The organism is Nocardia sp. NPDC127579 (genome assembly GCF_042672005.1).
Classification (GTDB): domain Bacteria; phylum Actinomycetota; class Actinomycetes; order Mycobacteriales; family Mycobacteriaceae; genus Nocardia.
Window position 1 is genome coordinate 241,959 of sequence record NZ_JBHXVZ010000009.1, and the last position, 13,143, is coordinate 255,101.

General features: G+C 66.1%; 15 protein-coding genes. 8 read left to right on the plus strand and 7 right to left on the minus strand.

Going from position 1 to position 13,143, the window contains the following annotated elements; all coding sequences use genetic code 11:
- Positions 1-14: 14 nt before the first annotated feature.
- Positions 15-1,106: an RNA-guided endonuclease InsQ/TnpB family protein gene (locus ACFVMC_RS28080; protein ID WP_379215142.1), complete on the plus strand. Its 1,092-nt coding sequence runs from the start codon at positions 15-17 to the stop codon at positions 1,104-1,106.
- 91 nt (positions 1,107-1,197) lie between these two features.
- Here ACFVMC_RS28080 and ACFVMC_RS28085 read toward each other — a convergent pair whose 3' ends face one another.
- A complete protein-coding gene (locus ACFVMC_RS28085) occupies positions 1,198-2,091 on the minus strand; it encodes a UbiA family prenyltransferase (protein ID WP_379215144.1) in 894 nt (297 codons plus the stop codon).
- A gap of 411 nt (positions 2,092-2,502) precedes the next feature.
- Here ACFVMC_RS28085 and ACFVMC_RS28090 point away from each other — a divergent pair, with 411 nt between their 5' ends.
- The 4 genes from ACFVMC_RS28090 to ACFVMC_RS28105 all read left to right on the plus strand — a co-directional run bounded on the left by ACFVMC_RS28090 (position 2,503) and on the right by ACFVMC_RS28105 (position 5,941).
- Positions 2,503-3,090, plus strand: coding sequence for an RNA polymerase sigma factor (locus ACFVMC_RS28090; RefSeq protein ID WP_379215145.1), 588 nt, complete (start codon positions 2,503-2,505; stop codon positions 3,088-3,090).
- A 123-nt stretch (positions 3,091-3,213) separates the two neighbouring features.
- Complete coding sequence (locus tag ACFVMC_RS28095; RefSeq protein WP_379215146.1) at positions 3,214-3,969, plus strand: response regulator transcription factor; 756 nt, start codon at positions 3,214-3,216, stop codon at positions 3,967-3,969.
- Positions 3,970-4,078: 109 nt separating this feature from the next.
- A complete protein-coding gene (locus ACFVMC_RS28100; protein ID WP_379215148.1) occupies positions 4,079-4,588 on the plus strand; it encodes a hypothetical protein in 510 nt (169 codons plus the stop codon).
- Positions 4,589-4,597: 9 nt separating this feature from the next.
- Complete coding sequence (locus ACFVMC_RS28105; RefSeq protein ID WP_379215150.1) at positions 4,598-5,941, plus strand: ABC1 kinase family protein; 1,344 nt, start codon at positions 4,598-4,600, stop codon at positions 5,939-5,941.
- 57 nt (positions 5,942-5,998) lie between these two features.
- Here ACFVMC_RS28105 and ACFVMC_RS28110 read toward each other — a convergent pair whose 3' ends face one another.
- From ACFVMC_RS28110 to ACFVMC_RS28135, 6 genes are all read right to left on the minus strand, one after another.
- Positions 5,999-6,421, minus strand: coding sequence for a DUF3995 domain-containing protein (locus ACFVMC_RS28110; protein WP_379215152.1), 423 nt, complete (start codon positions 6,419-6,421; stop codon positions 5,999-6,001).
- 29 nt (positions 6,422-6,450) lie between these two features.
- Complete coding sequence (locus ACFVMC_RS28115; protein WP_379215153.1) at positions 6,451-6,918, minus strand: 3-hydroxyacyl-ACP dehydratase FabZ family protein; 468 nt, start codon at positions 6,916-6,918, stop codon at positions 6,451-6,453.
- The gene (locus tag ACFVMC_RS28120) at positions 6,915-7,208 is read right to left on the minus strand and encodes a hypothetical protein (RefSeq protein ID WP_379215155.1); all 294 of its coding nucleotides are present in this window, start codon (positions 7,206-7,208) and stop codon (positions 6,915-6,917) included. The genes ACFVMC_RS28115 and ACFVMC_RS28120 overlap by 4 nt, the downstream gene beginning before the upstream one ends.
- Positions 7,209-7,300: 92 nt before the next feature.
- A complete protein-coding gene (locus tag ACFVMC_RS28125) occupies positions 7,301-7,549 on the minus strand; it encodes an acyl carrier protein (protein WP_379215157.1) in 249 nt (82 codons plus the stop codon).
- A 48-nt stretch (positions 7,550-7,597) separates the two neighbouring features.
- Positions 7,598-8,449, minus strand: coding sequence for a beta-ketoacyl synthase N-terminal-like domain-containing protein (locus ACFVMC_RS28130; protein WP_379215159.1), 852 nt, complete (start codon positions 8,447-8,449; stop codon positions 7,598-7,600).
- Entirely contained in the window at positions 8,446-9,534 is a 1,089-nt protein-coding gene (locus ACFVMC_RS28135) for a beta-ketoacyl-[acyl-carrier-protein] synthase family protein (protein WP_379215160.1), read from the minus strand. Before ACFVMC_RS28135 ends, ACFVMC_RS28130 begins: the two co-directional genes overlap by 4 nt.
- A gap of 281 nt (positions 9,535-9,815) precedes the next feature.
- On the opposite strand from ACFVMC_RS28135, the gene ACFVMC_RS28140 reads away from it, so the two are divergent.
- From ACFVMC_RS28140 to ACFVMC_RS28150, 3 genes are read left to right on the plus strand one after another with little or no spacing between them, the layout of a single operon-like run.
- A complete protein-coding gene (locus tag ACFVMC_RS28140) occupies positions 9,816-11,033 on the plus strand; it encodes an aminotransferase class I/II-fold pyridoxal phosphate-dependent enzyme (protein ID WP_379215162.1) in 1,218 nt (405 codons plus the stop codon).
- 32 nt (positions 11,034-11,065) lie between these two features.
- Positions 11,066-11,320: an acyl carrier protein gene (locus ACFVMC_RS28145; RefSeq protein ID WP_379215164.1), complete on the plus strand. Its 255-nt coding sequence runs from the start codon at positions 11,066-11,068 to the stop codon at positions 11,318-11,320.
- The gene (locus ACFVMC_RS28150; RefSeq protein ID WP_379215166.1) at positions 11,317-13,131 is read left to right on the plus strand and encodes a beta-ketoacyl synthase N-terminal-like domain-containing protein; all 1,815 of its coding nucleotides are present in this window, start codon (positions 11,317-11,319) and stop codon (positions 13,129-13,131) included. Before ACFVMC_RS28145 ends, ACFVMC_RS28150 begins: the two co-directional genes overlap by 4 nt.
- Positions 13,132-13,143: the final 12 nt, after the last annotated feature.

Below are 13,143 nucleotides of genomic sequence, written 5' to 3' on the forward strand. Positions count from 1 at the left end.
GGCAGCAGCGGTTGTTGGCGAAGGCGTTCGGGTGCGCGCGAGTGGTATTCAACGACGCGCTGACCGTGCGGCGCGAGGCGTTCACCAACGGGCGGCGCATCAGTGATGGCGAGCTGTCGAAGCTGCTGACCGCGGCCAAGAACACCCCGGAACGGGCGTGGCTGGGCGAGGTGTCGGCGGTGGTGTTGCAGCAGGCCCTGGCGGACCTGAACATCGCGTACCGGAACTTTTTCGCTTCGGTGACCGGGAACCGCAAAGGCCCCAGGGTCGCGCCACCGAGATACCGGTCCCGCAAGGACACTCGGTGCTCGATCAGGTTCACCCGCAACGCCCGCTTCGCGGTTACCTCCGGTGGGAAGCTGCGCTTGCCCAAGATCGGGGACGTGAACCTCGCGTGGTCGCGGGAGTTGCCGTCCGAGCCGTCGTCGGTGACGATCATCAACGACAGCGCGGGCCGGTATTTCGCGTCGTTCGTCATCGAGGTGCACGAACAGCCGTTGCGGCCGGTGGCCTCCGAGGTGGGTATCGACCTGGGTTTGACCACGTTCGCGGTGTTGTCGAACGGGAAACGGATCGAGTCCCCGAAATTTCTACGGCAGGCCGAACGTAAGCTGCGCCGCGCGCAGAAGAGTCTTTCGCGTAAGCGGAAAGGTTCTGCCAACCGCGCCAAGGCCCGCGTGAAGGTGGCGGCAGCGCACGCGAAAGTGTCTGATACACGCCGAGACTGGGCGCACAAGCATTCCACGGCGATAGTTCGCGACAACCAAGCGGTCTATGTCGAGGATCTGTGTGTAAAGGGCTTGGCCCGCACCCGGCTGGCGAAATCGGTCCACGACGCTGGATGGTCGATGTTCACCGGCATGCTGGCTGAGAAAGCGTCGCGGTACGGCAGGGTTTTCTCGAAGGTGGACCGATTCTTTCCCTCCAGTCGGTTGTGCTCGGTGTGTGGCCGGATCGACGGGCCGAAACCGTTGTCGGTTCGGGAGTGGGCGTGTGCGTGTGGCACCGTCCACGACCGGGATCTCAACGCAGCGAAGAACATTCTCGCCGCAGGACGTGCGGAGAGGTTAAACGCCTGTGGAGGGACCGTAAGCCTTTCCGTGTGAGCGGAAAGCGAGTCCCAGCGAAACAGGAACCCGCCGAGAGTGCCCATCGGGGTGCTGGTAGGAATCTCCGGCTTTCAGGCCGAAGAGGACGTCAAATGAGTGCTACAGGTACCGCCGCGTGCACGGTGAGCTGAGTGCCCATGAACGCGTGATAGGGCCGTCGGCTCACCGCCCGCGGGTCGGCATAGCGGGTGGTCAGTGTGGTGTAGGCGACGGCGAGGGCGCCGATGAACAGCGGCGGGAAGATTACCGCCAGGGCCGGCAGCCGCAGCGTCGCGAGCCCGGTGGCGCAGGTGAGGCCGATCGCGGAGGTCGCGATGATCCGCCGGACCGTTCGCTCGCCGAGCATGCACACCAGGGTCTTCCGGCGCACCGCGGAATCACCGGCGAAATCGGAGAAGTCCTTGACGATCGCGCCCACGGCCCCCATCCACGCCGACATCACCGTGGCGAAAACCAGCAATTCGGCGGATATCGCGGCGCCGACGGCCATCGCGCCGGCCAGATAGGTCAGCATGCCGCCGCAGAACACGATGATCGAGGCACCGGCCAGGTGGCGATTGAGCTGGACGGGCGGGACGGAATAGGCGTAGCCGATAAGCAGATACCCGCCCACCAGCAGTGGCATCGAGTAGCTGCCGGACAGCAGGGCGATGGCGATCGCGAGTACCGCTGTCGCCGTGGCGAACTGGCGGGCGTCATCCTGTTTCAGATCACCCCGGCCGACCGGGCGTCCGACCCCGTTCAGCTTGTCGCCGGGGCCGTCCACGGCGCCGTTGATCAGATAGATCGACACCGACGCGCACGACCAGGCGAGTGCGGACGCGATATAGGCGGGCCAGCCCGCCGAACAGCCACTCTCGTCCGATTGCAGGGCCCACATGGTGCCCGCGACGAACCGCAGTACGCACATGAGCTGAACAATGGGCCGGCTTTCCAGGATGCCGAGCCGGACCACTCTGATGGAATCATTCAGTTGAACCATTGGAAGCTCCGCAGCCGGCGTGCGGGGTCGAGTACTTCGGTTGTCTCCGTGCCCATGGCGTCCTCTCGATACGTGTTCGAGCCGTCGCGGCTGACAGTTCAGAGAGATCGATCCGAAGCCTGGATACAGAATGGGCGGTGTATTTCCGGGGGCTACTTCGTTGTCATATCAGGTAATTCGAGAACCCGGAATCCGGAAATGCTTGGGGCGCGATGTATTAGCTGCGGTCGTATTGCGCGCTATATCACGAACCCGGATGCGCACCTACGTAGAACGGGTGGCAATTGCCTGCACCCTTTGATGCAGAGGGCATACACCGTTGGTGGCCTACTCCCCGGTATCGCCGCTGCATAGCCTGGCTTACAGGCGGCGCGTTCGCGGTAGTGCGCCTGGTAGTGGCAGGGGATTTACATGGCCGTTTCCGAAGGTTCAACCGAAGTCGAAGCATTTCCACTACTGGTGGCCCGCTGCCTGATGGGGTGCCCATCGGGCTGGCGCACGCTCATCGACAGGTTCTCGCCACTGGTGTGGTCGATCACCCGCTCCTTTCGCCTCGCCCAGCACGACCGCGAGGACGTCTACCAGGCGACCTGGGCCAATGTGGTGAGCCATCTCGCGGATCTGCAAGCGCCGGAACGGCTCCCGGCCTGGATCGCCACCACCGCCCGCCGTGAATGCCTCAAGCAGATCGCTCGCAGCTCCCGGCATGTCCCGGTCGGAGACGACGCCGTACTCGATGCCGTCGACCCCGCCGAGGAGACGACCGTCCACCAGGTCCTGCGCCTACTCGCCGGCCAGGAGGTCCGCGCCGCGTTCTCCCAGCTCCCCGAACGCGACCAGCGCCTGCTCGGCCTGCTCATGTCCGACGCCGCCCCCAACTACGACACCATCAGCTGCCAGCTGGGCCTACCGCGTGGCTCCATCGGCCCCATGCGCGGCCGCGCACTTACCCGCCTCCGCGGTCTCCTTCCCTCCACCGCCGAGAGCTGGGTGGCTTGATCGCGACGGCCCCGACCCGGGCGGTTGTATCCGCGACGGCGTCCGTGGGCTCTACCACCTCGGACGACACGTGCGAGCTTCGCACGGTCGGACACAGCTCGATCGATCGAAGGAGCACTTGTCATGGATGCCGACGACCAGCCAGCGCACGGTTGGGAACAGGCCAAACTGCTGATCGGTGGTGTACTCGACGAGTTGCGAACCTCGACGGAGCGCCAGCTGGTCACCACCGACAACCTGCACGACGCCGTCCGATGGATCCTCGGCCGAGGGCCCAAGACCATGCGGATCGGTCTGGGAACGGAGCGGTACAGCCGAGTGCTCGGGGAATTCAGGGAATGGACCAAGGACCCGTCCACCAAGTTCGCCGTGCTCTGCTCGCCGGATGTGCAGCTCGGCGACGTTCCGATGGCGCTGGGCCCCGAACGCGCCGATGACTGCCGGGTCGCGCACGTCCCGGTGTTCAACTTGATCCTGGTGGACCGATTCTGCGCCTTCATCGACCACGGCCGCTCCGGTGGCCTGGTCGAGGTCGACAACGGACCCATGCTGGAAGTGCTGACCAACTGGTTCGACCAAACCTGGTCCCTGTCACCGGGATACGACATCCACTCCCGGCTGCGCGAACGCCGGGAATGTGAACTGACCCGCGATGTCATCGCCTCGCTCGCGCGCGGCCTGAAGGACGAGACCGCCGCCCAGCGTCTGGGCATCTCGGTGCGTACCTACCGCCGCCACGTGGCGGAGTTGTACGAAGACCTCGGCGCGCAGTCGCGATTCCAGGCCGGCATGCGTGCCGAGCGCTTGTTGATGCGATACTGGGACGCACCGACGGTGCCGGATCCGGCCGCCGTCGACGAGTCGAGGTTATCCGCGTAGAAATGCTTGCGCGAGAAGAGAAGTCATTGTCCTGCTAGCGCCGCGAAGGCCAGGGGAAGGGCCATGCCGGCGGAGTTTCGGTCGAAGCACGACGAGCGAAGGAGAGGCCATGATCGGCGCGAATTGGGGAGCCACCTCGGCCGAACAGGAACACCGATACCCCTGCGACGAGTTGAATCCGCAGGGTATCCAGCTGGACCGAGCGATAACGATCGACGCCCCGGTGTCGGTCGTTTTCCGGTGGCTGTGCCAATTGCGGGTCGCCCCATACAGTTACGACCTGCTGAACAACGGGGGGAAGCGAAGCCCCCGCGAGTTCACGCCGGGACTGGATCGACTGGAGGTCGGTCAGAAATTCATGTCGATGTTCGAACTCGTGTCGTTCGAGGTCGACCGCCACCTCACGATGACCGCGTCGGATCGGATCACCGTCACCTACGCGGTGTCCTCGATCACCGGTGGTACACGGCTGATCATCCGGACACGGGCGCGGGTGCCGGTGCCCGCGGTCTCCGGTCCGCTGCTGGGCTACGGCGATCTCGTCATGAGTCGTAAACAGCTGCGCACCTTGCGCGATCTGGCCGAATCGACGCAGCGGGCCGCTGCCAGCGAAGGATGAGGTCGGCCGGTGGCGGAGAACGCTGATCGAATTCCCGCTCGACCGGGCGAGCGGCGCCGGAAGCTGGCCGGTATCCCGGTCCGGATCGCTGGTCGAGCCGTGCTGGGTGCCGGGCGAAAACTGTTGGGCGCCAACGCCGAGCAGATCGATGCGGAGCTGGATCGCAAGGCTGCCGAACAAGTCTTCGCCGTCCTCGGCGAACTCAAGGGCGGCGCGATGAAATTCGGGCAGGCGCTCAGTGTGTTCGAGGCCGCCATCCCGGAATCGGTTGCGGGGCCCTATCAGGAAGCACTCACCAAGCTGCAGTCGAATGCGAAACCGATGCCGGTGCACCATGTGCACGGCGTGCTCGACCAGCAGCTCGGTACCCGCTGGCGGGAGCGGTTCGAGCATTTCGACGACGAACCGGTGGCCGCCGCGAGTATCGGGCAGGTGCATCGGGGAGTGTGGTCGTCGGGCCGGCCGGTCGCGGTGAAAGTGCAGTACCCCGGCGCCGCCGAGGCCCTGCGCGGCGATCTGGCCATGCTGAACCGGTACGGGCGCGCCTTCGCGCGGTTGACCCGATCCGGTGATGTTTCGGCGCTGCTGGCGGAATTCAGCGAGCGCACCGTCGAAGAACTCGACTTCCGGATCGAAGCGGACAATCAGCGCGCGTTCGCCGCCGCGTTCGACGGTGACCGGAACTTCCTTGTGCCGCGCGTCGTCGCGAGTGCGCCCAGGGTGCTGATCACCGAGTGGCTGGAGGGAATCCCGCTGTCGCGAGTGATCGCGGAAGGTGATCGCGCGCAGCGTGATCGGGCCGCCCGCCTGCTCGCGGAGTTCCATCTGTCCGCGCCGGCGCGCGCCGGGCTGCTGCATTGCGACCCGCATCCCGGAAACTTCATGATGACGGCCGACGGTCGGCTGGGCGTCATCGATTTCGGGGCGTGCGCACGGTTTCCGCGCGGCCTGCCGCCGGAGCTGGGCCGGATGGTGCGGCTGGCCGGTGCGGGCGATTTCGACACGCTGGCGATCACCATGCGCGACAACGGTTTCGTCCAGCCCGGGCAGGACGTCGAACCGGCCGCGATCGCACAGTATCTGCGCTTGATCACCGAACCGTTGAAGTCCGAGTCGTTCCATTTCACGCGCACCTGGTTGCAGCGGTCCGCGACCTCGGGCATGGGCCTGGGCAATCGGTCGGATCTGCAGACGATGCGGGCGATCGACCTGCCCCGTGAGTACGTGATGATCGTCCGGGTACTGATCGGGTCGATCAGCATGTACGCCCAACTCGACGCCCGGCTGGAGTTCATGCGGCTGGTATCGGAGCTGATGCCGGGATTCGCCGATCCGGTTTCCGCTCAGGCCTGATACCGAGAACCCGTCTCGGCTCATAGCGAGCCGAGACGGGTTCGGGTGCTGCGTGATTCAGCGGTAGGTGCGCTGCACCGCGAGCGTCAGCCCGCCGAGCACGAGACACAGCGGCGAGTACACGACCGTGTTGAGCTCGCGGAAATCCGCCGAGGCTCCGCTATTGAGGAAATATCCGGCGGAGCCGCGCACCAGCAACACACCCGACAGCGTGTACATGGCCAGCGCGCGCAGCCGATCCGATCCGATCCGGGGCAGTGCACCCGCTTGGCCCAGGACCATCGCCGCCGCGCCGAACGTCCCGAGACCGACGAGGACGTATCCGATCTTGGGCACATCGGTCTCGGCGCTTCCGAATACCGCGGCACGGAATTCATCGCCCGAGTCCCAGGGCCAGGGGCTGGCAGTCCAGACAAGGTGCATCCCACCGACTACTGCGAGGCCGGTGGCGGCAAGCGCGCCGGCGACACGACGATACATGGTCGATTCCTCCTGTTCGGCAACGACTTTCAGGCCGGGTAGTCCGGCAGCAGGGCAGCGTCTCGGCGGGCGAGCACGGAGCGCTCGACCCTCAGGATCACCGTGCCGTTCACCGACGTGGTGCCGGTGAAGAATTCGGCGCCACCGAGACTCCCCGCGGCGATGGCGTGGTGCACCATCACGTCGCCGGGATACACCGTGCCCTCGATGTGTACATCGGTGTAGCTGCCGAGCACGGATACGACCGCCCCGCGCCCGCCGACCGACCGATTGTCGTGGGTGGTGAGCAGGGCGGCGGTCTGGTTGAACGACTCGAGGACCAGACCGATGGGGTAGCCGTATTCGCGTCGGGTGGCTTCCGACTCGTAGCACCATTCGGTCGCGGTCACCGCTTTGCTGGCTATGGCGTGACTTCCCGGCACCAAGAAATGCACTCTGTCCAGCAGCAGCATCGAACTCCGGTGCGGAATCCGGCTGGTGATCTCCGAAATGGTCAAAGGACAGCCTTTGTCTTCGATATTCGTATGCGGGTCCGGCAGCACAGCGTCTCGTCGGCGAGCTTGCCGGTGACCCGGACAACCGTGTCGCCGTCCTCGCCGGCGCGTACGTCGGTGGTGAACGAGACGATGTCGTGCGGCCGCACCGGCGCGAGGAATCGCGCGGATTCCACGGACAACCTCGTGCAGGTGTCCGCCGCGGCCGGAGCCGCCCGGAACGCTGCCTCGACCGCCAGTTCGACGAGAATCGCGCCGGGAACGATGGGGAACTCCGGGTAGTGTCCATCCACTACCCGGGCGTTCTGCTGAATCCGTGCGCTGTAGGTGGTGCCTGCCGTTTCCGGAAAGGGATCCGGAACGGACAGGCAGGTACGAGCGAGCACTAGGCCGAGATCTTCCGGTCGAGAATGGTGCACACGTCCTGGAAGTTGCGGATTTCCTTGAGCTCCTCTTCGGTGATCTTCAAGCCGAGCTTCTTCTCGACTTGCACCGCGACCTCGAGCGACATCAGCGAGTCGACACCGAGTTCTTCCAGGAAGTCCGCTTTGTCGGTGACCTGTTCGAGGTCCACATCGAGCGTATCGGCGACCAGTTCACGAAGGTCTTCTTTGTTCAGCGTGGAGGTGGACATATATCCATCACTTTCTCTTCATCGGGTTGGGCACTGCTTTTCGGGGAATCAGGCGTGAATCGGTTTCACGGTCGCGACCACGACGGACCCGGCCACCGCGACGACGGTGCCGGCGGTTTCGCCGCTCTCGATCATGTCCGGTAGCGGCCAGAGCGCGGCCAGGGAATTCGAGGTCACGGTGAGGTCGGCGTCGTCGGGAACGAGCTTGCGGAGATCCGCGCCGGTCCGGTCGTCGACGGCGGTGTAGACGGTCGGGACGGCACTGTCCAGGCCCCGCACCACCCGTTCGAGTTCGCCTCGGGCATAGGTGCGTACCGTGATCCGCGCGAGGGCCGGGGTATCGGCGGTCAGGGCCGCGTCCGCCGCCAGTACCAGCACCATGGCCCCTTCAGCGCGTTCACCGGGGGCGGCCTCGCGGCGCGGCGCCTCGAACCCGCCGACGATCGCGCGGGAGACCCGGGCCGCGTCGAGGGCGGAGGTGGCCAGGCCGATGGCATCCAGCCCCGCGGTACCCGGGGTATGCACCGACAGGCACATTCCGGTGATCCCATACTCCGCCGAGAGTTGGCTGGCCACCATGTTGTGCGCGAAATACGGAGCGGCCGTAGGGGACAGCAGGTGCGCCTGGCCGTCCGCGACCGAACGCTCGATGTCGTCGTGCAGCCGGGCGCTGCCGAACGCGCTGCCGATACTGACGCCCCAGCGGTCACCGGCAGGCCGGTCGAGCAGCGGCGCGACCTGGCGGGCGGCCGCGAGCAGGTAGTGCGCGGCATCGGGCAGGTGCCGATAGCCCCGCCCGAGTTCCGTGCGGGGATTGAACCATCCCTCGGCATCCGGGCTCGGCGGTCGACAGCGGCCCAAAGCCACGACCACCGACGTCCGTTCCGCTACCGCGCTCATTCTGCCTCCCGCAGGACCAGTGAAATGTTGTGCCCGCCCGCGCCGTACGCGTTGATGACGACAGGCCGGGACGCGAGCTCGATGGGCGAGGTCGGCAGCCACACCGGGCATTCGGGGTCGGGTTCGATCGGCGCGTTGCGGGGCAGCCGGCCGTCGCGAATACCCGCCGCGGCGATCACCACGGACGACGCACCCGCTCCGCCGGCGAGATGACCGATCGCGGTCTTCACGCTGTAGATCGGCAGCTGTTCCATTGCCGCACCGAATACCGCTGCCAGCACTCGTGATTCGACGACATCGTTGTGCGGGGTTCCGGTGCCGTGCGGGATTACGCAGCCCACCTCGGCAGGTGCGGTCCCCGCGCGCTCGAGCGCTTCGCGCAGGGACCGCGTGGCCTGGGTTCCGGCCGGGTCCGAGGCCATCGGGTGATGGGCGTCGCAGCTCCATCCGGCTCCGGCCACGGCCGCGTAACTCGACGCGCCGCGCGCTCGTGCGCTGTCCGCGGTCTCGAGCACGACCACGGCCGCGCCTTCGCCGAAGACGACACCATCGCGGCGCCGATCGAACGGCCGGCACACCCCTGACGGCGAGAGCGCCGCCATGGCGCTGGACGCCGCCACCGTGACCCGCGAATACGATTCGGCGCCACCGGCGATGACGACATCGGCCTGACCGGACGCGAGCAGATCGCAGCCGACGGAGATCGCGTAGCCGCTGCCGGCGCACGCGTTGCCCAGTTCGTATCCGGTCGCGTGCGGCAGTCCGATGCGCCGCCGCACGGCCTCGATATTGCCGAAATCCGAGATCGGCAAGGCCTGCCCGGATATCCGGGCCTGCTCCGCGGTGCGGGCGTCGGCGATGCTGCTCGCCAGGATCACGCACACGCGCCGGCCGGCAACGGATTCCGGCGTCAAGCCGGCGTCGGCGAACGCCTCCGCCGCGGCCCGGGCGGCGTATTCGGACGCGGGAAGATTCGGTTCGGGCGCGAGGGCGTACAGGCGATGCGCGACCCGGGCGTGCTCGTCGTCGACAATTGTCGCTACGGCGGGTGTGGGTGTTTCGAGCGACTTGCGATGCGCCGTCATATCCGCGCCCGCGCATGTCGTAATGCCGACACCCGTAATAACCGGATCAGACAATGTCTCGGCCTCCGCTGGTTTATTCGTTGCTATGTCAGCCTATCTCAGCAGTAGGCGCTCGAGCCGTCTACGGCCCGGGCATCAAGCTGCCAGTAATCGGCCGGCGAGCGAGCAGGTAAGTCAGGAAACTGCAATACCTTTGGGGAGGGTGGACAAGGCGGTGACAGTGCACAACCATGAATCACATCGTCATATGGACGCGAATCGAGGCGCTTAGGTGAAGGTATATGGACTACAGTAATTGGGAATTCGCCAAGTTCGCGCAGGGAATGCGTGAACTCGGCGTCGATCGGCCCCCATTTTCCGATGTTATGCCCGGCGCGTTGCAGGGCGTGGGCGACGACAAGCTCATCAACTTCGCGCCGGTCAACTTCCTGAATCTGCAATCGCGCGAAGACGTTATGGACGTCATCGTCGAAACCAGCCGGTCGCTGGGTATCGCCAGCGGTGGATCGCGCATCTCGCAGGGTGTGTCGGTGGCACATTCGGCCCTGGAGGACGCGATGGCGGCCTACCACAAGAAGGAAGCCTGCGTCAGCTTCGGCAGCGGCGCCCTGGCGAACCTGGGTTTCACCCAGATGATGACCGCCAACCAGATGTTCAACCCGATGCTGACCCTCGACCACAGCGACGTCGTCATGGTGTTCGACCGGGACGCGCACTGGTCGCTGTGGAAAGGCGTGGAGACCCTCAAGTACGGCGAGCGGCTCTTCTCGTTCAAGCACAACGATGTCGAGCACCTCGAGTCCATCCTGCGCGACCTCGCCGGTAAGCGCGTCTGCGTGGTCTTCGAGTCGGTGTACTCGCTCGACGGAACCGTCGCGCCCATGCACGACATCGTCGACGTCTGCGAGAAGTACGGTGCGCTGTCCTATGTCGACGACGCCAACGGATTCCTGATCTACGGGCCGAGCCATCGACGGTTCCATCGCGAGTACGAGGGCATGTTGCGCTCGTCTTTCATCATGGTCTCGATGAAGAAGGCGGTCGGCGTCGAGGGCGGTGTCGTCTGTGGCACCTCCGACGCGACAATCGCGCTGGAGCCGGGCGGTACGGCGATGTTCACCGCCGGAATGTCCGCGCCGGCCGCGGCGGCCACCACTTACATCATGGATCTGCTCGCCAATCGGGAGCCCGAGATCGTCGACAACTACCTGCGCAAGGTCGACCTGTTCCGGGCCCGCTTGCAGGCGGAGGGAATGCCGGTCTACGACACCCAGACCTGCTTCACCTCGATCGAGATCGGCGACGAAGCTCTCGCATTCGAGGTCTACCACGCATATCTCGAGAAGGGCCTGCATCTTCCGGTGTACGCCTACCCGGCGGCCAAACGGAAGAAGGCCGTGCTGCGGATCATCATCAACGAGGGCCACACCGACGCGCACCTCGAGAAGTTCTTCGACGCCTCCAGAGAAATTCGTGACAAGTTCAACCTCGGCGTCTAGTTCACCGAGTATCTAGAAACGGAGTATCTGTAATGAGCCTTTCCACAGACACCGAAGCCCGGATCAAGGATCTGATCTGCGACATCCTGGAAATCGAAAAGGATGAGGTCACGCGGGAGAGCCTGTTCGCCGAGGACCATGACGCGGACTCGCTGCGGGCCATCGAAATCCTTGCGGCACTGGAAAAGATGTTCAGCGTGACGATCGATCAGGAAGAACTGCCGCGCATGGTCAATCTCGAAGGTGTCTACACCGTCGTGGGCGAGGCGTTGTCGGTCAAGCAATGAGCGCTGCAGTCAGGGCTTACGCGATGATCACGTCGATCGGCGCGGATGCGTCGTCGACGTATCGCAACCTATGTCAGGGGCGCTCCGGATTGGGGCCGCTGCGCGGGCAGAAGATCGATCGGTTCAAAGGACAGCAGGCCTACCAGATCGACGACGGTCAGCCCGAAGCCGGGCGAGCGTCTCGTCTGGTGATCGAGGCCATCCGGCAGGCATCGGACGAAGCCGGGATCGATCTCGGGCGCACACCGGTGCTCATCGGCACCGGCCTGGCCGAGATCCGGACGCTCGAACTGGCGGTGTGCGAGGGACGCACGCCGGGACCGGCGGAGCTCGATCTGGGGCACGCGGTCCGGGCGGCGCTGGGTGCCTCGGATGTCACCACGGTGGTCAACGCCTGTTCGGCATCGCTGCACGCACTCGCCGCGGCGCTGGACCTGCTCGCGCTCGGTGAGGCCGAGGAGGTCGTCGTAGCCGGTGTCGATGTGGTCACCGCGTCCATGCACGGCCTGCTCGACCGGGTGCAGCCGGTGACGCCGGATGCGCTGCGGCCGTTCGAGAGCGGCCCGAAAGGCGTGATCATGGGGGAGGGCGCGGCGGCTGTAGTGCTGACCTCCCGTGCCGTCGAGGGTGCCTTCGAGGTGCGTTCGGTCGGTGTGAACTGCGATGCCGGCCACGTCACCAACCCGGACCGCAACGGTATGGCGGATTCGATCCGGCTCGCGCACACGATGGCCGGGGTCACCCCCGCCGATATCGACCTGGTGATGCTGCACGGTACCGGCACCCCGCAGAACGACACCGCCGAATCCGCCGCCATGACAACGGTATTCGGTGACCAGATCGGCAAGCCTGCCGCTGTGGCGATCAAATCCATGATCGGCCACACCTCGGGCGCGTCCGGGCTGATCGCGGTCCTGACGGCGATCGAGTCGATGCGGCACGGGACGACGCCGCACACCACGCTCGGTCGCGCACCGGTCGACGAGGCTCGGCTGCTGCGCTTCGGTGCTCCGGCCCCGGATGAGAAGTTCGCGCTCGCACAGGTCAACGCGTTCGGGTTCGGCGGCGTGAACGCCGTGGCGATCATCGCCGCCGCTACGGCCCCGAGTTCGACCGCGGTGCCCGAGATCACCGAGGCCGGAACGACATTCCCGGTCATCGCCGCGACGGCCATGGCGCCGGAGGTCGATCCACGGACGGTGATGACCCAGCGCGGCCTGCGCTACAAGGACCGGGCCTCGCTGACCGCGATGGCGCTCAGCACCGCGGTGCTGGCCGATCCGGTCGTGGCTCGCGCGATCCAGGCGGATCCGGATCGGGTGGCCGTGGTTGTCGCATCGAATCTGGGCAATGTGGACACGGTGGCACGGGTCGCGCGGGAGATCGACGAGGGCGGTATCGCGGCAACCAGTCCGATGGATCTGCCGAATGCGTCGCCGAACGTGGTGGCCAGCTCGGTCGCGATTCTGCACGGGTTCCGTGGTCCGAACCTGCTCGTGTCGGGTTATCCGGGCGGTCTGGACGAAGCCGTGACCCTGGCCCGGCGGCTGTTGGCCGCCGGTCGCGCCGACCACGTGCTGGTGATCGGCGTGGAGCCGGCCACCGACATCGCGGTGGCGATCGGTGGTGAGCGGCGCACCGGCGCGGTCGCGTTGCTGGTGGCGCGCTCCGGCCTGGACGCGCGGCCGGCCGTGGGTGTCGTCGACGCCGCGGGCTTCACGCCGGTCGACGGTGCCGACAGCACGGTCGTCGCGGTGTGGGACCGCCTGCACAGTACGTCCGAACAGGTCCCGGCAGCGGTCGGGCCCTGAGGCGACCGAGAC

Excerpts from the sequence above, each read along its gene's own strand:
- ACFVMC_RS28095 (WP_379215146.1), top strand. The coding sequence starts at position 3,214 with ATGGATGCCGACGACCAGCCAGCGCACGGTTGGGAACAGGCCAAACTG.
- ACFVMC_RS28135 (WP_379215160.1), bottom strand. The coding sequence starts at position 9,534 with ATGACGGCGCATCGCAAGTCGCTCGAAACACCCACACCCGCCGTAGCG.
- ACFVMC_RS28140 (WP_379215162.1), top strand. The coding sequence starts at position 9,816 with ATGGACTACAGTAATTGGGAATTCGCCAAGTTCGCGCAGGGAATGCGT.
- ACFVMC_RS28145 (WP_379215164.1), top strand. The coding sequence starts at position 11,066 with ATGAGCCTTTCCACAGACACCGAAGCCCGGATCAAGGATCTGATCTGC.
- ACFVMC_RS28100 (WP_379215148.1), top strand. The coding sequence starts at position 4,079 with ATGATCGGCGCGAATTGGGGAGCCACCTCGGCCGAACAGGAACACCGA.
- ACFVMC_RS28090 (WP_379215145.1), top strand. The coding sequence starts at position 2,503 with ATGGCCGTTTCCGAAGGTTCAACCGAAGTCGAAGCATTTCCACTACTG.
- ACFVMC_RS28110 (WP_379215152.1), bottom strand. The coding sequence starts at position 6,421 with ATGTATCGTCGTGTCGCCGGCGCGCTTGCCGCCACCGGCCTCGCAGTA.
- ACFVMC_RS28125 (WP_379215157.1), bottom strand. The coding sequence starts at position 7,549 with ATGTCCACCTCCACGCTGAACAAAGAAGACCTTCGTGAACTGGTCGCC.
- ACFVMC_RS28085 (WP_379215144.1), bottom strand. The coding sequence starts at position 2,091 with ATGGTTCAACTGAATGATTCCATCAGAGTGGTCCGGCTCGGCATCCTG.
- ACFVMC_RS28130 (WP_379215159.1), bottom strand. The coding sequence starts at position 8,449 with ATGAGCGCGGTAGCGGAACGGACGTCGGTGGTCGTGGCTTTGGGCCGC.
- ACFVMC_RS28150 (WP_379215166.1), top strand. The coding sequence starts at position 11,317 with ATGAGCGCTGCAGTCAGGGCTTACGCGATGATCACGTCGATCGGCGCG.